Source organism: Nonomuraea gerenzanensis, assembly GCF_020215645.1.
GTDB lineage: Bacteria > Actinomycetota > Actinomycetes > Streptosporangiales > Streptosporangiaceae > Nonomuraea > Nonomuraea gerenzanensis.
Window position 1 is genome coordinate 2214391 of sequence record NZ_CP084058.1, and the last position, 17047, is coordinate 2231437.

The window sequence follows — 17047 nt, forward strand, 5'->3', positions numbered from 1 at the left end:
GAGGTCAGGAGAGCAGCCGGACCAGGGCCAGGGCCAGGTGGGCGCGCATCCGGCCCGGCTGGTCGCCCAGGGAGAAGCCCAGCACGGACTCCGCGCGGGCGATGCGCGCGGCCAGCGAGCTGTGGTGCAGGTGGACGGCCTGGGCGGCGCCGCGCACCGAGCCGGCCAGGCACAGGGCGCGCACCGCGAGCAGCGCCTCCTCACCCAGCCGGGACATCGCCCGCACGTCGGGCAGGCCCGCGATCGCCTGCTCGGGCAGGTCGGCGAACAGGGCCAGCGCCCCCAGGTCCGACCAGCGCATCACCAGGTCGTGCGGGCCGGTGAAGCGCAGCGCCGTGCGGGCGCCGGCCCACGACTCGGCCGCCCGCGCGCCGGGCAGCTCGGGGCCGATGCCGACCCTGGCGCCCTCGGGCAGCCCGACCTCCAGGGCGGTGGCGACCAGGACCGCCGCCGTGTCGCCGATCGTGGCGGCGCGCACGTGGTGCCCCATCGCCCGTAGCCCCGAGGCCGGCTCCTGGCCGGGCAGCGCGATGGCCAGGGCCTGCAGCGGGGTGGCCGGGTCGAAGCCGAGCAGGCGCAGGGCACGGGCGCGCTCGGCCTCGCCGGTCTCGGCCGACAGCGCCAGCTCGACCAGAGCCGGGTCCTTCGGCGTACCGGCGAGCGCGGCGGCGCGTTCGAGGGTGACCTCGGCCGCCGCCGCGTAGCGCTCCAGGACGATCTCGTCGAGGCCGTGCGCGGGCCCTTCGCGCTCCATCCAGACCGCCCCGAGCCCGGAGCTCAGCTCCCGGGCCGAGCCGGGCACGGCGGGCGTGACGACGGTTCCGTCGACAGAGCCGTCGGCGGCGACGCGGGTGCGCCGGCCGGTGGCCGCGTCGAGCAGGCCGACGGGGCACTGCGTCAGCCGGGCCGTGGCCGTGAGCAGCACCGGCACGCTGACGTGGTCGCGCACCAGCGAGTCGAAGTAGGCGATGACCCGCACCGCGCTCTCCGCGTCCGAGTCGAGGGTCGAGAGCCGCAGCAGCAGTCCCTGCACGAGCACCAGACTAGCCTGGCCACGATACCAAGCGTGCGCTAGTTTGGTTTCTGTGGATCTCGACTACTCCACGGCCGAGCTCGCCTTCCGCGCCGAGGTACGCGACTGGCTGGGCGGGCACGCCCCGCCGCCCCTGCCCCCCATGGACACCGCCGACGGCTTCGCCGCACACCGCGCCTGGGAGGCGGAGCTGGCGGGCGCGCGGCTGTCCGTCGTCTCCTGGCCCGAGGAGTACGGCGGGCGCGGCGCCTCCCTCATCGACTGGCTGATCTTCGAGGAGGAGTACTGGGCCGCCGGCTGCCCCGCCCGCGTCACCCAGAACGGCATCTTCCTGCTCGGCCCGTCCCTCCTCCGCCACGGCACCCCCGAGCAGCGCGAGCACTGGCTGCCCCGGATGGCCAGGGGCGACGACGTGTGGGCCCAGGCCTGGTCGGAGCCCGAGGCGGGCAGCGACCTGGCCGCCCTCACCTCCCGCGCCGAGCCCTGCGAGGGCGGCTGGCGGCTGTACGGGCACAAGACGTGGAGCTCCCGGGCCGCCTTCGCCACCCACGGCTTCGGCCTCTTCCGCACCTCGGGGGCGCGGCACCGGGGGCTGACCTACTTCATGTTCCCCATGACCGACGTCGCCGTACGCCCGATCGCGCAGCTCGACGGGCTGCCCGGCTTCGCCGAGCTGCGCTTCGACGGCGTGTTCACCCCCGAGTCGATGGTGCTGGGCGAGGTGGGCCAGGGCTGGCGGATCGCGATGGCCACCACCTCCTCCGAGCGCGGCCTGACCCTGCGCAGCCCCGGCCGGTTCCTGGCCACCGCCGACCGGCTCGTCGAGCTGGCCGGGGACGCCGACCCGGTGCTCGCCGACCGGGCCGCCCGCTGCCGGGTGGAGGCGGAGGCGTACCAGCTGCACACGTTCGGGACGGCCAGGCGGATCATGGCCGGGGAGGAGATCGGCTCCGCCGCCAGCCTGGGCAAGATCTTCTGGTCCGAGCTGGACCTGCGCATGCACGCGCTGGCCCTGGAGCTGCTCGGGGACAGGGCCGAGGACTGGCTCGACGGGTTCCTGTTCTCGCTGGCCGGGCCCATCTACGCGGGCACGAACGAGATCCAGCGCAGCATCGTCGCCGAGCGGGTGCTGGGGCTGCCGCGATGAACTTCGGCTTCAGTGAGGATCAGCTCGCGTTGGCGGCGACCGTACGGGACGTGCTGCGTACGCACTGCCCGCCAGGCTCGTTGCGCACCGAGCGGCGGCCCGCGTGGGAGCAGCTCGCCGCGCTGGGGTTCTTCGGGCTGCTGCTGCCCGAGGAGACGGACGGGCTGGGGCTCGGCCTGGTGGACGTGCTGCCCGCCCTGGAGGAGACCGGGCGCGCCTGCCTGCCCGGGCCGGTCGTGGAGACCGCCGTGGTGGCGCCGGGCCTGCTCGCCGAGGTGCCCAAGCTGGCCGCCGGCGCGGTGTGCGTCGGCGTGCTGCCGCCCGGGCAGGCGTACGCGGCCGACGCCGACCTGGCCGACCTGCTGGTGGTGGTGCGGGACGGCCGGGCACGGGTGGTCCCGCGCCAGGACGTACGGCTCGCGCCCCGGCGCGGCGTTGACCCGTGCAGGCCGCTGTTCGAGGTGGCCTTCTCCCGCTCCGAGCCCCTCGCAGGGCCCGTGGCGCCGGTGCTGGCCCGCGCGACCGTGGCCACCGCCGCGCAGCTCGTCGGGGTCGCCAGGGAGCTGCTCGCGGTCACCGTCGGCTACGCCCGCGTGCGGACCCAGTTCGGCGCGCCGATCGGCTCCTTCCAGGCCGTCAAGCACCAGCTCGCCGACGTGGCCGTGGCCGTGGAGTTCGCGGCGCCGCTGGTGTACCGGGCGGCGCTGACGGTGGACGCCGGCAGCGCCGAGCGGGACGCGAGCGCCGCCAAGGCCGCCGCCGGCGAGGCCGCCACGCTGGCCGCCAGGGTCGCGTTGCAGGTCCACGGCGCGATCGGCTACACCGAGGAGCTGGACCTGCGGTTCTGGCTCGCCCGGGCCTGGTCGTTGTCCGCCGCGTACGGCACCACGGCCGCCCACCGCGAACGCCTGCGCACCGCGATCACGGGGCGGCGCCCGTGAAGTTCGGTGTCCCCCTCGGCCTGGTGCACCCCGCCGCCTGGAAGGACGTGGCGGTGGCGGCCGACGAGCTGGGGTTCGAGTCGGTGTGGCTGCCCGAGCACCTCGTCTTCGCCACCGACCTGTCCCTGGCCGTCTACCCGGGCACCACCGACCCGGGGATCAAGCCGCGGACGCCGCTGTTCGACGCGCCCGCCTACCTGTGCTGGCTGGCCGCCTTCACCACCCGCGTCCGGCTCGGCACCGCCGTGCAGCTCCTCGCGCTGCGCCACCCGTTCGTCTCGGCCCGCGCGTTCGCCACCCTGGACGTGGTCTCCGGCGGCCGGGCCGTCTGCGGGGTCGGGGCCGGCTGGTACCGGGGGGAGTGGGAGGCGGCCGGAGTGCCGTTCGCGACCAGGGGCGCGCGGCTGGACGAGGCGATAGAGGTGGTCAGGCGGCTGTGGAGCGAGCCGCTGGTCGCCCACTCCGGGCGGTTCTACAGCTTCCCCGAGGTGGCCTTCGAGCCCAAGCCGGTGCAGCGGCGGCTGCCCGTGCTGGCCGGCGGCGAGTCTGCCGCCGCGCTGCGCAGGGCCGCCACGCTGTGCGACGGGTGGATCAGCATGCCGCACACCATCGAGTCGATCAAGCCGCAGCTCGCCCGGCTCGGCCCGGGGGTGCCGGCGACGGCGCACGCGTACGAGCTGGCCTCGCCCGCCGAGGTGGGCGACTGGGCGGCGCTCGGGGTGGAGCGGCTGATCGTCCGGCCCTGGACGCGCAGCAGGGACGCGGTGTCCCGGCTGGCCGCCTTCGCCGAGGAGTACGGGGTCAGGAACACCTCGTAGTGGAGCTGCCGCCCGACCTGACCGTCCGGCACTTCCGCGATCTCGTCGGGGCGGGCTGGACCGTGGGCTTGGCTGTGGGCCTGGTGGTGGGCCTGGTGGTGGGCCTGCTTGTGGGGCGTGGTGTCGTGGTGGACCGCGTGGGGCGCGGCTCGGCCGTCCCGGGAGGGCTGGTGGCCGGCCGTATCGCGGCCTTGCTGCCCTTGCCGCCGCCGGGCCGCGCCCTGAACGTCGCCACGGAGCCGGGCGGGACGAACGTGCCCCGTTCGGCCTTCCCGCCGATCGCGGGCACCCGGCGCTCCATCGGCAGGTGGTACCAGTCGTGGCCGTCGAGCCGGTCGTCACAGCGCTCGTCGGGGACCCGGACGCGCGTGGTCACCCGTACGCAGATCTTGACGCGATCCCCGTCATCGGCGACGAGGACGCCCTGCCCCGAACCGCCCTTCGCCGAGGCCCGGTAGGGGCGGCGGGGCGGCGCGTAGGGGAGGCCCTCGGCCGCCGCCGTCCCGACGGCGGGGACCGCCGACGTCACCGGGACGTAGAACCAGACGTGGCCCTGCTCACGGTCGTCGCAGCGCTGGTCCGCCACCCTGAGCCTGGTGACCTGCGCGAGGCAGATCCGGGCGTGGTCGACGACGCCCTGGCTCCGCTGCGTCGCCGTCCTCGTGGGCGGTGCCGGTCGCGCCTCGGAGGCGGTGGCTGCGCAGCCGGCGGTCAGGAGGACGGCCAGGCCGAAGGAGGTGGCGCGGACGGCGGTCTGCGACAAGGTGCTCCCAGCTGTGTGTGGGTCGGTGATCACTGGACGGATCAACGACAGCCGTCGGAAGGGAGTTCCCTGTGCCTGGTCAGGCGCGGTGGCGGCCCCCGCCGACCAGGCGCTGCTCGTCCTGCGCGTGCGTCCTGCGGTGGCGGCGGCCCCTGAGCGGGACGTCCGGCGCGTGTCCCGCGTGCTCCTCCGCGCCCGCGCGCCTGCGCCTGCCCCGGTAGGCGGCGAGCTCGGGGGAGTCGAGGAGGTCGCCGCCGCCCCGCCTGCCGCGCCTGCTGCGCGGCGGGCTGAAGGCGTCGAACGCGCTGGTCGCCCCGGGGATGAGGATGCGCTCGAACGGGCCGGTGTCCACCAGGCGCTGGAGCGGGCCCGTGTCCAGGACGACCTCCAGCGGGCCCGTCTCGTCGAAGAGCGTGATGCGCTCCAGCGGGCCGGTCTGGTCGGTGAACGCGAACCGGCTCTGGTCGAAGTCCGGCTCGTACGGCTCGCTGTCGAAGGCCGGGGTGAACGGGGCTGAACCGGGCCGGTGGTCCTGGGGGAACGAGGCCGCGTCCGAAGTGTTGCGGTGGTGCTGCGGGGCGTCGGTGGTGAGGTCGAACGGCCTGGTCTCCAGGGGCAGCTTGCGGTGCCGGGCGCCGCCGGAGCGGGCCGCGCCCTGGCTCGTGACGTGCCGCTCGGCGTCCCTGCCCGCTGCGTCCCTGCCTGCTGCGTGGCGGGCGGCGGCGTCCCTGCCCGCCGCGTGGCGGGCGGCGCTCCGGCCGGTGGCGCGGTGGCGGGTCTGGGAGGCGGTGACGGAGTCGAGGACGTGCGAGGCGGCGTCCTCGCGGGTGTCGGTGACGGCGTCCACGGCGCCGAGGGAGCGCAGGGCGGCCGCGGTGGCGAGCCGGTCGGCGTCCTCGCGCAGCTCCACCGCGGTGTTCACGGCGGCGACGGCCGTCACAGGGGCGGTCCCGCGGCGACGGCGGCGGCCCTTGGCGCGGGACGGGCGGGCCGGCTTGCCCGCCGTGGCGGCGGCCGGGCTCAGCCGCAGGCGGCGGGTCTTGGCCACCGCGAGCAGGGCGAGCGCGGCGACCAGCGCGGAGCCGATCAGCGTCGGCGAGTCGATGGCGGGCAGCGGCCCGGTCGCGGAGGTGTCGGTGTGGGACGGCAGCGGCTCGGCGGTGGCCGCCTCGGTGTCGGCCGTGGCGGGCTTGGCGTGCTTGCCCTTCTTGACCGCGCCGGGGGCGGGGGAGGCGGCGGCCTGCGGGCTCTGCTGCGTGGCGGCCGGCTCCGGCGTCGCGCCGGCGCGGGGGCCCGACGGCTGGGTGGCGGAGTCCGAGCGGCCCTCGGCGGCGGAGTCCGCGGCCTCGGCCCCGGACCGCCCCTGGGCCTCGGCCGGGGTCCGGCCCTCGACCTGGCCCCTGGCCGCCGGCTGCTCCGGGGTCGGGTTCTGCGCCTGGATTCGGCCCGTGCCCTGGGGGAACTGGGCGGAATGGCCCGCCTCCGCCCTGGGGATCAGCGAGCTGAGCGACTCCTCGGGGATCTGGAGCGTGCCAACCTGGTTCGCCTGCTCCTTGGCCTTCTTCGCCGCCGCGGCGGCGTCGAGCCGCTCTTTGATGCGGTCGGGGTAGCCGTACCCGACCACCTTGCTCGTGTCGCGTTCCTTGCGCTTGGCGACGCCACCGTCGATGTTGCCCTCGATCGTGTGGATCCTGCCGCCCTCGACCCGCGTCACGACGCCGACGTGGTCGATGTTGTCGATGTCGTTGGAGCCGCTCCAGTCGTAGAAGACGAACGCGCCGGGCTTGGGCGTCTTGCCCCAGGCCCCCTGCTCCTTGAACCACTCGGCGTGCGCCACCGTCCACGCGAACTGCCCGATCCACTCCTCGTAGCCGAGCTTGTGGGCGGCCCACGAGAGGTACATGTCGCACCACGGCGCCGCACTGTAGTCGGCGTCGAACTCGACGTTCTTGCCGTACCAGTCGCCGAACTTGGTGTAGGACCCGGACTTCTCCGAGTACCCGAGCTGGCTCTCGAGCAGTTCGATGTACTTCTGGATCTCTGGCGTCATGGAAGTATGGGGGCACCTTCCGGGCAAGACCGGGTTTATCCACGCAGCACTGGGTAAGGAGGGGAACCCGGGACTGGTGTGACAAAACCGGAGGCCTGTCGTCTTCCGTGCTGAGTGAGGTTATCAAGTCGTAACCCCAGGTTGCGCACGTCCCCCGGAGAAACCATGTCTCTCCGGGGTTAGAAACCGCAGGTCAGTGATGTTGCCAGAAATGTCCAAAGCTAGGCGGTTTAACCGTAAAAGATCTACCTTGGGGTAAGGTCTCAGTACCCCGCGCCCGTCAGCAGGCCCCCGTCCACCGTCACCTCGGTGCCCGTGCAGTAGCTGGCCCGGTCCGAGGCCAGGAACGCCACCACGTGCGAGACCTCCACGGGCTTGGCGAAGCGCTTGATGACCATGGACTTCACGAACGCGTCGGCGTCCACCTCGCGTGCGAGGTCCGGGTCCATGACCATGGCGGTGTTGATCGCGCCGGGGTGCACGGAGTTCACCCTGATCTTGAACCTGGCCAGCTCGCGGGCCGCCGACTTGGTGATCCCGCGGATGCCGAACTTCGAGGCCGAGTACGCCGACAGGCCCTCGGCGCCGACGTACCCCTCGATCGAGGAGATGTTCACGATCGAGCCGCGCCCGGCCGCCCGCATCGGCTCGATCACCGACCTGACGCCCAGCCAGGTGCCCTTGAGGTTGACGTCGATCACCCGGTCGAAGTCCTCCAGCGACATCTCCTGAATACGACGAAATTTCAGGATTCCGGCGTTGTTGACCAGCACGTCGAGCTTGCCGTACACCTCCACGGCCGTCCCCACGGCGCGCTCCCACTCCTCGGGGCTCGTCACGTCGTGCCGCAGGTAGGTGGCGCCCGTCTCCTCCGCCAGCGCCTTGCCCTCCTCGTCCAGCACGTCCCCGAACACCACCCGCGCGCCCTCCTCCAGGAACAGCCGCACGTGCGCCGCCCCCATGCCCCGCGCCCCGCCGGTGATCAGCGCCACCTTGCCGTCAAGCAACCCCATGCCGTCCTCCTGCCGCGACGGCCACGGCGGCCGCCTCCATGGTGCGGTAGACGGGGATGCCCGCCGCCGCCGCGATCCGACCCACCTCGTCCTCGACGCCCGCGGGGGCGCACTCGCCGTTCCTGGTCACCAGGGTGATCCGCAGGCCGGGGCGGGCCGCCTGGGCGGTGGCGAGGGCGCGCATGTAGGCGTACAGGGGCTCGGGGGTGGTGCCGTAGGTGAAGAAAGCCTGGACGTTCACGTGCGCCACCACGTCGCGGTACGGCCCCGCGAGTGCGTCCATCACGTCGGACACCAGCTCGGCCCTGCCCAGCGGCCCCACGGGCACTTCGAGCGGGTTGCCCGTCGCCACCACCCCTAGGCGGCGCAGCGCGTCCAGGCGGTCTTCGGGCAGCGGGTCCAGCCGGACCCCGGCCCGGTCGAACGCGTCGGCGGCCAGCACGCTCGCACCGCCGCTCGGCCCCACCACCAGCACCTGCTCGCCACCCGCGCTCTCCGCGCCGTGCGGCGGCTGCCCGCCTGCATGCGCCTGTTGCCTGCCCGTGACCCGCGTGGCGTGCGCCTGGAAGTACGCCAGCACCCCGATCAGGTCGTCCTGGCTCGACACCAGCGTCGCCCCGGTCTGCCCGGCCACCGCCTCCCAGATCCGCCGATCGCTCACCAGCCCGCCCGTGTGCGAGGCCGCCGCCCGCTGCCCCTGCCCGCTGCGCCCGCCGACCAGCAGTACCACGGGCTTACCGGCCTCCCGCAGCGCCTCGTACAGCTCGCGCCCGTCCCTCGGGTCCTCCAGGTACAGCCCGATCGCCCGTGTCTCGTCGTCGCGCGCCAGCCAGCGCAGCAGCTCGGCGGGGGTGACGTCGGCGGCGTTCCCGACGGTGACGACCCGGCTGAACGCCAGCCCCCGCCGCTCCCCGACCTTGATCACCTCACCGGCCAGACCACCGCTCTGCGAAACCAACGCGACCGCCCCCGCCGGCCCCGTCCCGCCGCCGACGAACGTCTGCCGCCCTCGCGGGCAGTACACGCCCATGCAGTTCGGGCCGAGCAGCCGCGTCCCGGCCGCCCGGGCCGCCGCGACCAGCTCCGCCTCCAGGTCCTGCCGCCCCGCCTCGCCGAACCCGCCGCTCATCACCTGGACGAACGGCACCCCGCCCGCCTGCCGTACGACCTCGGCGCAGCGCTCGGCGGGCACGGCGACCAGGGCGTAGTCCACGTCCGCGTGCGCCAAGGAGGGCACGGCGGGCACCCCGCCCACCTCCGCCGCCGTGGGATGCACGGCCACCAGCGGCACGCCCGTGTCACGGTAGAAACCGAGGAACATGTTCCCGAAGTTCGGCCGGGACGTGGACGCCCCGACGACGGCCACGGCTCTGGGCTCGAAGAGCGGCAGGAAGTCGGCCGGGGGCCGTGCCACGCCCGGGGTGCGGTTCACCGCCGCACCCGGGAGGTAGCGGGCATCCACCGCGATCGCCCCAGAAGGCCCCGCGATGACCGGGTTCAGCTCGAACTCGCCCAGCTCCAACCGTTCCCACAACCCACCGGACCCACCCACCGCCATCACCAGCTTGACGACCGCGTCCACATCCACCGGCGGCCCTCCGCGCCACCCGTCCAGCAGCGCCGCCCCGCGCAGGGACGCCAGCGCGCCCCGCACGTCCCCCTCCGAGACCGGGCAGAGCCGCAGCGCGCTGTCCCGCAACGCCTCCGTCCACACCCCGCCCAGCCCGACGAGCAGCACAGGCCCGAACGCCGGATCCCGCACCAGCCCCACGATCAGCTCGACCCCGGCCTCGGCCTGCTCCTCCACCAGGAAGCCCGCCGGCTCCAGCCGCGCCCGCATCCCGGCCGCCGCCGCCCCGAGCTCCTCGTGCGCCAGCCCCAGCACCACGCCCCCGGACTCGGACTTGTGCGTCAGCCCCGGCCCGAACGCCTTCAGCACGAGCGGCCCGGCCAGCTCCCGGGCGATCTCGAACCCGTCCCCGCGCACCACGACCCCGCGCGGCACCGGCACCCCCGCCTCCGCGAGCAGCGCCTTGACCTCGTGCTCGTACGGGCCCGCGGTCACGGCAGCAGCTCGCGGATCTTCCTGCGCAGCAGCTTGCCCGGCCCGCCCGAGGCGTCCTGGGAGTGCGGCAGCTCGGCGGCCACCACGATGTGATCGGGCCGCTGATGCGCGGGCAGCAGGTCGGCCAGGGCCAGGGCCAGCTTGGCGGCGTCCAGCGAGTGGCCGGCCCGCGGCACCACGGCCAGCAGCACCTGCTGCTCGGCCGCCCCCTCGGGCACCCCGACGGCACCCGCCTCGGCCACCCCGTCCAGCGCGGAGGCCGCCTCCTCGATCACGGACGGCTGGGTCCAGATCCCGCCCTTGAGTATCGAGTCCTCGCGCCGCCCGAGCACGCGCAGCACGCCGTCGGCGGAGAGCGTGCCGAGGTCGCCGCCGACGTACCACTCGCCGCGCAGCACCTCCGCCGTCCTGTCGGGCAGCCCGTCGTACTCGGCCATCCGGTGCGGCCCCGCCAGGTTGATCTCGCCGACCGCGTCGATCACCGGGGCGCCCTGCGGGTCGGTGATGCGCACCGCGTTCCCCGTGCGCGCCCGGCCGGAGGAGCCCAGCGGGGTCGAGCCGTCGTCCACCCGCCCCATGCACGTGTACGGGGCCTCGGTCTGCCCGTAGTAGGAGTACACGCCGGCCTGCGGCAGCCTGGCCTTGATCCGGTCCAGCATGGTCGCCGTCAGCGGCTCCCCGCCCAGCATGATCACCTGAATGGACGACAGGTCCACGCCCTCGTGGTCGGGCGAGGCCAGCAGCGCCGAGTAGAACGAGGGGATCTGCGACAGGTGCGTGACCCGTTCGCGCGGCACGACGCGCAGGAAGTTCGCCGGCCCCCAGTCCTGCTCCAGCACCAGCCGCATCCCGGCGTAGAGCGCGGGCCCGGCGATGGCGGGGAAGCCGATGCCCCAGATGATCGCGCCCGTCCCGAACACCGAGCCGGGCCCGCGCGGCACGTCCAGCCAGATCTGCGCCGTGGCCAGCGACGACGCGTGCGTGTGCACGACCGCCTTCGGCAGCCCGGTCGTCCCCGAGGTGAAGTACAGCGCGAGCGGGTCGTCGTGGAACGCGCCGAGCGGCGGCTCCTCGTCGGAGGCCCCCTCCAGGTCCCTGACGTGGATCCAGGCGGTGATCCCGGGCAGGGCCGGCCTGATCTGCTCGACTACCGACTCCACCGTCGCGTCGTACACGAACGCCGTGCACCGCGCCGCCGCCACCACGTCACGCAGCGTCTCCACCGGCCAGTACGGGTTCAGCGCCGCCGTGACCGCCCCGATCTTGGCCTGCGCCAGGTACACCTCCGCCACCCGTAACGTCTCGTTCAGCAGCGCCGCCACCCGCGTGCCCGGGCCGATCCCGGCGGCGAGCAGGGCGTGGGCGCGGCGGTTGACGTTCCTGTTGAGCTGGTCGTAGGTGAAGCTCTGCTCGCCGCAGTAGGTCAGCGCCACCCGGTCGGGCGTACGCAGCGCTCCGGTGGTCAGGATCGCGTGGCCGTAGTTGCCGTAGGGTGATCGGGCCATGGGGGGTGCCTCCCTAGTGAGCGGGCCGGGGCAGGTCAGAGCGGCGCATAGAGCACGAAGACGTTGCCGGAGGGATCGCGCAGCACGGCCCGCGTCTCGTGCGGCCCCGCCTCGGGCTCCCGCACCACCTCGGCGCCGCGCGCCGTCAGGTCCCGCACGGCCGCGGGCACGTCGTCCACTTTGTACGACGGCGCGGCCGAGTCCGTGACCTGCTCGGCCGGGCCCGCCAGCGCCACCGTGACCCCGCCCCCGTCGAGCGCGGCGAACCTGTCACCGTCGCGGAACTTCACCGGCAGCCCGTAGAAGGCGATCGCCTCATCCAGGTCGGCGACGGGGATCAGCACGTTGCCCAGCTTCACGCGGGCCTCCAATGGGGCAGCTCGTCGCGGAACGTCACCCGCACCGGCAGTCCGATGCGCACCTGCTCGGGCGGGCACCCCACCACGTGCCCGAACGCCCGCACCCCCTCCGGCAGGTCCACCCAGGCCATCACGTACGGCTCGCGCCCGCGGTATCCCTGGGCGAACGAGCGGTGCACGACCGTGTAGGTGTGCACCACGCCTTCACCGGAGGCGGGGTCGTAGGCGAACTCCCGGGCGCCGCACCAGGGGCAGGCGGGCTCGGGGAGGTGGATGCGGCGGTCGCAGGACGTACAGCGCTGGATGACCAGCTCGCCGCGCGCGCAGGCGGCCCAGTAGGGGGAGGTGTCACCGCTCATCGCTGCCAAGCTAGCGCACGCTTGGTTGCCCGACAAGGCCCGCGATGATCCCACCACCTGCCGCCTGCCGCCTGCTGCCCGCCTGCCGCCTGCTGCCCGCCGTCTGCCGTCTGCCGTCTGCTGCCCGCCCGATGCCCGCCGCCCGCCTGCCGCTCGCCTGCCGCGCGTCACTCCGTCGCGGAGGGCTTCGGGACGGCGGGCAGGAGCGGCGCGGCTGCGGGCTCCTCGACGAAGCGCCGCAGCACGCTGGGCGGGCTCTCCGGGGGCGTGCCGGATGGTTGCGTGGCCAGGGCGCCGGAGGGCTGTGCGATCGGGGTGCCGGAGGGCTGTGCGGTCGGCGCGCCGAGGGGTTGTCCGGTTGGGGCGTCCGAGAGTCGCGTCGGCGCTGGGTGCGAGGGCTGTAGGGCGGGTGCCTGTGAGGGCGCGTCGGAGGGCCGCGCGGCCGGGGTGCCGGAGGCCGGTGGTGGCGCGACGGGGGTGTCCGAGGGCGACGGAGTGGGGGTGGGTTTCGGGGTCGGGGTGGCTGAGCGCGTCGTGGCCGGCGGCGGGCAGGCGGGGCCGTTCATCGTGGCCTCGCTCACCTGCGGCCCGTTCGACGCGGCCGGCTCCGTCATCACCAGGAGGCCGAGATGCGCGCGCTCGCCGCACTCCGGCTCCCCGGGCGGGTGCGAGACCGCGACGCTGTACGAGGTCTGCCCGCGTAGTGTGCGGCTCTCCTCCCGGACCGTTCTGGCGGCCCCGCCGTCGCCGTCCCGCCGCGTGTACGAGATCAGCAGCCGTACGGGGCCCGTCCCGTCCGCGGAGACGGAGACCGTGCCCGTGGTGCCGTTCCAGCCGGTGATGCCGGCGGCCAGCACGGTGGGCAGCGCCACGGAGGTGCCGCCTTGCGGGGTGGGCGGGGGTGGTGCGGCGGTGCCGGGCGGAGGGGTGGTGGCGCGGGTGGTCGGGGCGGAGGTGGGGGGCGTGGAGGTGGCGGGCCGGGAGGGGGTGGCCGGGGGCTCGGTCTGGGCCTCGGTGCCGGCCTGGGGTGGCGGGATGAGGATGGTGCCGGGGCCGGAGGGCAGGTGGCCGCCGGACAGCAGGATCGCGATGAGCGCCGCCGCCACGGTCGCGCCGGCCACCCAGAGCTGCGGTGGTAACCGGGGCACGCGCTCGCGGAGACCGGCGGCGACGGAGGTGCGGTTGTCGGTCCTGGCCAGGGGGAAGCGCAGGGCCAGCAGCGTGGCCAGCTCCGCCAGGTGCCGCCGGCCGCGCTTCTCCCAGTCGGGGCCGTAGCCGGTGGTGGCGTCCTCCTCCAGCTCGGCCGCGAACTGCCTGGCTGAGGCGTACCTGTCGGAGGGGTCCTTGGCCAGGCCCCGTCTGAGGAGGTCGCGCAGCGCGTCCGGCGCGACCTCCAGCGGTAGCGGCTCCGCCACGTGCATGGCGCGCAACGCGGGCACGTCCGACGCCGCCTCGCCGCCGACCTGGCGCGCTACGTCGGACGTGCCGCCTCCGTGGACCTGATGCGCTACGTCGGACGTGCGGCCTCTGTGGACCTGATGCGCTACCTCGGGTGCGCCGCCCTCCCCGATCGGACGCGTTGCGTCGAGCGTGCCGTCCCCGCCGGTGGCGAGCGTCCCGTCCGGCGTGTCGCCCCCGCCACCCCGACGCGCCACGTACGGCGGCCGTCCCCTGACCGCCTCGAACAGCACGCACGCCGCCGCGTAAAGGTCCGCGAGCGGCCCGGCCCGCCCCTGCGTCCACAGCTCGGGCGCCATGTACGCCGGCGTCCCCGCCGGTACGCCCGGCTCCTCCGCGTGCACCACGACGCCGAAGTCCCCCAGCTTGGCGGTGCCGTCGGCCTGCACCAGGATGTTGCCCGGCGTGACGTCCCGGTGCGACACCCCGCGCTCGTGGGCGGCGGCCAGGGCGAGCAGCGTGCTCTTGAGGATGGCCAGCGCCGCCTCCGGGGTGACGTGGCCGTGCTCGGCCAGCAGCGTGCGCAGTGACACGCCGTCCACCAGCTCCATGACGACGGCGGCCCTGGTGGGGGTCTCGACGTACTCGTGGAGCCGCACCACGCCGGGGTCGTCGAGCTCGACGAGGTGCGGGGTGTCCGACCGGAAGCGGTCCATGAACTCGGTGTCCCTGCGCAGGGTGGCGTTCAGGTACTTGATCGCCACGTACGCGCCGGTCGACTGGTAGGTGGCGAGGAACACGCGGCCGGTGCGGCCGGCGCCGAGCTGGCGCACTTCACGGTAACCAGGGACCAAGTCCTACCCCCATCAGGCAGCCGTCATGGATTCGACGGTCTCACCCGGGGTTCCGGTTGTCACGAGGCGGGAGATTTCAGCCGGTGTTATGCTGATCCGGATAACCAAGCAAGCGCTCGGCTAAGAAGGTGGAGGGCGCCGGTGGAGCGCGTGGCGGTGCTGGTCATGGAGATGCAGCGGGGCGTGGTCGGCGATCTGACGAGATTTCCGGAGCTGGTGGAGGCGTGCGCGCGGCACGACGTCACCGCCAACGCCGCCCGCCTGCTCCAGGCGGCCCGGCCGGCCGGGCTCCCGGTGATCCACTGCACGGCCGCGTTCCGGCCCGACCGCGCCGGCTCCCACACCGCGAACTGCCCGTTCATCGTCTCCCTGCTCAAGGACCCCCGGCACATGCTGGAGGGCACGCCCGCCACCGAGGTGCTCCCCGAGCTGCGCGCGGACACGGACCTGGAGAGCCGGCGCCACCACGGGTTCTCGCCCTTCACCGGCACCGCGCTCGACATGACACTGCGCTCGCTGGGCGTCACGTCCGTCGTCGCGCTCGGCGTCTCGCTCAACCTCGGCATCCCCGGCCTGGCCCTGGAGGCGGTGAACCTGGGCTATCGGGTGACCGTCGTCACGGACGCGGTGGCGGGCATCCCCGAGGAGTACGCGCGCGCCGTGCTGAAGCACACGATCAGCCTGCTCGCCACCCGCGCCACCACCGCCGACCTGGTCGAGGCGTGGAAACGATGATGGACGGGCTGCGCCTGGACGGGCGCGTGGCGGTGGTCACCGGGGGAGCGGGCGCGATCGGCACGGCCATCGCCGCCGATCTGACCGGGCTGGGCGCCGAGGTCGTGATCGCCGACGTGGACCTGACGAACGCGGGCAAGGTCAAGGCTCTGCACCTGCACCTGGACCTGGCCTCGCCGCGCGCGGTGGAGGAGTTCGCGGGTGCGGTGGGCAAGGTGGACATCCTGGTGCACAACGCCGGGGTGGCGATCGTGGAGCCGTTCATCGAGAGCGACCCGGCGGGCTGGGACCTCATGTGGCAGGTCAACCTGCGCGGGCCGATGTTGCTGACCAAGCTGCTCCTGCCCGGCATGATGGCCAGGGGGTGGGGGCGGCTGGTGTTCGTCTCCTCCGACGGGGCCAGGGCGGGGTCCGGGGGCGAGGGGGCGTACGCGGCGACGAAGGCGGGGCTGTTCGGCCTGGCCAAGACGCTCGCCCGCGAGGCCGCCAGGGCGCACGTCACCGCGAACGTGGTCTGCCCCGGGCCCACCGACACCCCGATGCTCCGCCGGGTGTCGGACGCGGAGCCGGGGCTGGTCGACAGGATCGCGCGGGCCATCCCGCTGCGCCGCCTCGGGACGCCCGCCGACGTGGCCGGGCTGGTCGCCTACCTGTGCACGGAACGCGCCGCGTACATCACCGGACAGACCCTGTCGGTGAGCGGCGGCGTGACCATGCACTGACCGCCCGTGCGCTCACAAGGACTCGTAGACGGCCTGCAGCAGGCGGTGGCCGCGCAGGTTGCCGGAGATCGCGTTGGCCATCTTGTTCATCACGTACGCGATGGCCAGGCCGCGCCCCGGGTCGCCGACGCCGATCGAGCCGCCCGCGCCCGAATGCCCGAACGCGCTCGGCGAGGGCACCAGGAACGTCATCGACGGCCGCATGAACCCGAGCCCGAACGACGTGTCGAGGCACAGGACCCGGTCGGGGCCGTGCACCCGGGGCCGCAGCGCCTCCTGGAGGGTCTCGGGGCGCAGGATCTCGCCGGCGATCAGGGCGCGGTAGAAGCCGGCCAGGCCACGGGCGGTGGTCACCATCCCGGCCGCCGGCCAGCCCGCCCGCAGGATCACCGGGTTGTTCGCGCCGCCCTTGAGCAGGTTGATGGCGGGGTTGCCGAGCGCCCGGTTCATCAGGCTGCCGGGGTCGAGCGCCGCCCTGGCCATCTCGGCCAGCACATCCGGCGCCCGCCCCCCTCCCGCCGCCTCAGCCGCCGACTTACCACCCGCCCTACCAGGCGTCGGCTCGCCGCCTGGGATTGTCGCGTCCGTCGGCGCCGCCACCTCGGCGCCCTGCGGCACCGGTTCGGTGACGGTGGTGGCGGGCCTGCCGCTCCCGGCGCGTTCGCCGGCCGTCAGCCGCGCCGCCCGTTCGATCACCGGCTCCGGCGCCCCCACCCACAGCTCCAGCCCCAGCGGCCCCGCGATCTCGGCCGACACCAGCTCGCCCACCGACTTCCCCGTCACCCGCCTGATCACCTCCCCCACCAGGAACCCGTACGTCAGCGCGTGATACCCGTGCGCCGTCCCCGGCTCCCACAACGGCCGCTGCCCGGCGAGCCTGGCCGCGATGGCGGGCTGGTCCTCGAACTCCTCGACCGGCACCGGCTCCTCCAGCGCAGGCAGCCCCGCCTGGTGGGTGAGCAGGTGCTCGACGGTGACCGCCCCCTTGCCCTCCGCCGCGAACTCGGGCCACACCTCGGCGACCGGGGCCGCGACGTCCACCATCCCCCGCTCCACCAGGTGCAGCAGCACGGCCGCGGTGACCGCCTTGGTGCAGGAGTAGGCGAAGGCGGGCGTGTCGCGCTCCCAGGGCCGCCCGGTGTGCCGGTCGGCGACGCCGTCCCACAGGTCCACGACCAGCTCGCCGTCCAGGTAGACGGCGAAGGCGGCACCCAGCTCCTCGCCGTCGGCGAACTGCCGCTCGAACACCTCGCGTACGCGGGAGAACCGAGGATCGCAGTGCATC

15 protein-coding genes are annotated in these 17047 nt (G+C 74.4%); 5 read left to right on the forward strand and 10 right to left on the reverse strand.

The window, feature by feature from the left end; genetic code table 11:
- Positions 1-4 precede the first annotated feature (4 nt).
- Positions 5-1039 carry a helix-turn-helix domain-containing protein gene (locus LCN96_RS10700; protein ID WP_225272437.1) on the reverse strand — a complete coding sequence of 345 codons (1035 nt, stop codon included), beginning with the start codon at positions 1037-1039 and terminating at the stop codon, positions 5-7.
- A gap of 46 nt (positions 1040-1085) precedes the next feature.
- Between LCN96_RS10700 and LCN96_RS10705 the strand changes: the two genes are divergently transcribed.
- The 3 genes from LCN96_RS10705 to LCN96_RS10715 are packed head-to-tail and all read left to right on the forward strand — an operon-like array spanning position 1086 to position 3939.
- A complete protein-coding gene (locus LCN96_RS10705) occupies positions 1086-2180 on the forward strand; it encodes an acyl-CoA dehydrogenase family protein (protein WP_225272438.1) in 1095 nt (364 codons plus the stop codon).
- Positions 2177-3121 (forward strand): acyl-CoA dehydrogenase family protein, encoded by a 945-nt coding sequence (locus LCN96_RS10710; RefSeq protein ID WP_225272439.1) that lies wholly within the window; start codon positions 2177-2179, stop codon positions 3119-3121. The genes LCN96_RS10705 and LCN96_RS10710 overlap by 4 nt, the downstream gene beginning before the upstream one ends.
- Entirely contained in the window at positions 3118-3939 is an 822-nt protein-coding gene (locus LCN96_RS10715; RefSeq protein ID WP_225272440.1) for a TIGR03619 family F420-dependent LLM class oxidoreductase, read from the forward strand. Before LCN96_RS10710 ends, LCN96_RS10715 begins: the two co-directional genes overlap by 4 nt.
- Here the strand turns inward: LCN96_RS10715 and LCN96_RS10720 are convergent.
- The 8 genes from LCN96_RS10720 to LCN96_RS10755 all read right to left on the reverse strand — a co-directional run bounded on the left by LCN96_RS10720 (position 3923) and on the right by LCN96_RS10755 (position 14305).
- Positions 3923-4702, reverse strand: a complete 780-nt coding sequence (locus LCN96_RS10720) for a hypothetical protein (protein ID WP_225272441.1) — start codon at positions 4700-4702, stop codon at positions 3923-3925. The genes LCN96_RS10715 and LCN96_RS10720 overlap by 17 nt on opposite strands.
- A 79-nt stretch (positions 4703-4781) precedes the next feature.
- Positions 4782-6752 carry a CHAP domain-containing protein gene (locus LCN96_RS56495; RefSeq protein WP_263657465.1) on the reverse strand — a complete coding sequence of 657 codons (1971 nt, stop codon included), beginning with the start codon at positions 6750-6752 and terminating at the stop codon, positions 4782-4784.
- A gap of 263 nt (positions 6753-7015) precedes the next feature.
- A complete protein-coding gene (locus LCN96_RS10730) occupies positions 7016-7765 on the reverse strand; it encodes a glucose 1-dehydrogenase (RefSeq protein ID WP_225272442.1) in 750 nt (249 codons plus the stop codon).
- The gene (locus LCN96_RS10735) at positions 7752-9830 is read right to left on the reverse strand and encodes an acetate--CoA ligase family protein (RefSeq protein ID WP_225272443.1); all 2079 of its coding nucleotides are present in this window, start codon (positions 9828-9830) and stop codon (positions 7752-7754) included. The genes LCN96_RS10730 and LCN96_RS10735 overlap by 14 nt, the downstream gene beginning before the upstream one ends.
- Complete coding sequence (locus LCN96_RS10740) at positions 9827-11335, reverse strand: class I adenylate-forming enzyme family protein (RefSeq protein WP_225272444.1); 1509 nt, start codon at positions 11333-11335, stop codon at positions 9827-9829. The genes LCN96_RS10735 and LCN96_RS10740 overlap by 4 nt, the downstream gene beginning before the upstream one ends.
- A 35-nt stretch (positions 11336-11370) precedes the next feature.
- The gene (locus LCN96_RS10745; protein ID WP_397351872.1) at positions 11371-11694 is read right to left on the reverse strand and encodes a VOC family protein; all 324 of its coding nucleotides are present in this window, start codon (positions 11692-11694) and stop codon (positions 11371-11373) included.
- Positions 11691-12053, reverse strand: coding sequence for a Zn-ribbon domain-containing OB-fold protein (locus LCN96_RS10750; protein WP_225272445.1), 363 nt, complete (start codon positions 12051-12053; stop codon positions 11691-11693). The genes LCN96_RS10745 and LCN96_RS10750 overlap by 4 nt, the downstream gene beginning before the upstream one ends.
- A 167-nt stretch (positions 12054-12220) precedes the next feature.
- A complete protein-coding gene (locus tag LCN96_RS10755) occupies positions 12221-14305 on the reverse strand; it encodes a protein kinase domain-containing protein (RefSeq protein ID WP_225272446.1) in 2085 nt (694 codons plus the stop codon).
- A 141-nt stretch (positions 14306-14446) separates the two neighbouring features.
- Here LCN96_RS10755 and LCN96_RS10760 point away from each other — a divergent pair, with 141 nt between their 5' ends.
- Complete coding sequence (locus LCN96_RS10760; RefSeq protein ID WP_225272447.1) at positions 14447-15040, forward strand: isochorismatase family cysteine hydrolase; 594 nt, start codon at positions 14447-14449, stop codon at positions 15038-15040.
- Positions 15037-15762 (forward strand): SDR family NAD(P)-dependent oxidoreductase, encoded by a 726-nt coding sequence (locus LCN96_RS10765; RefSeq protein WP_397351951.1) that lies wholly within the window; start codon positions 15037-15039, stop codon positions 15760-15762. Before LCN96_RS10760 ends, LCN96_RS10765 begins: the two co-directional genes overlap by 4 nt.
- A 12-nt stretch (positions 15763-15774) precedes the next feature.
- Here the strand turns inward: LCN96_RS10765 and LCN96_RS10770 are convergent, their stop codons facing one another.
- Complete coding sequence (locus tag LCN96_RS10770) at positions 15775-17046, reverse strand: serine hydrolase domain-containing protein (protein WP_225272448.1); 1272 nt, start codon at positions 17044-17046, stop codon at positions 15775-15777.
- Position 17047 lies beyond the last annotated feature (1 nt).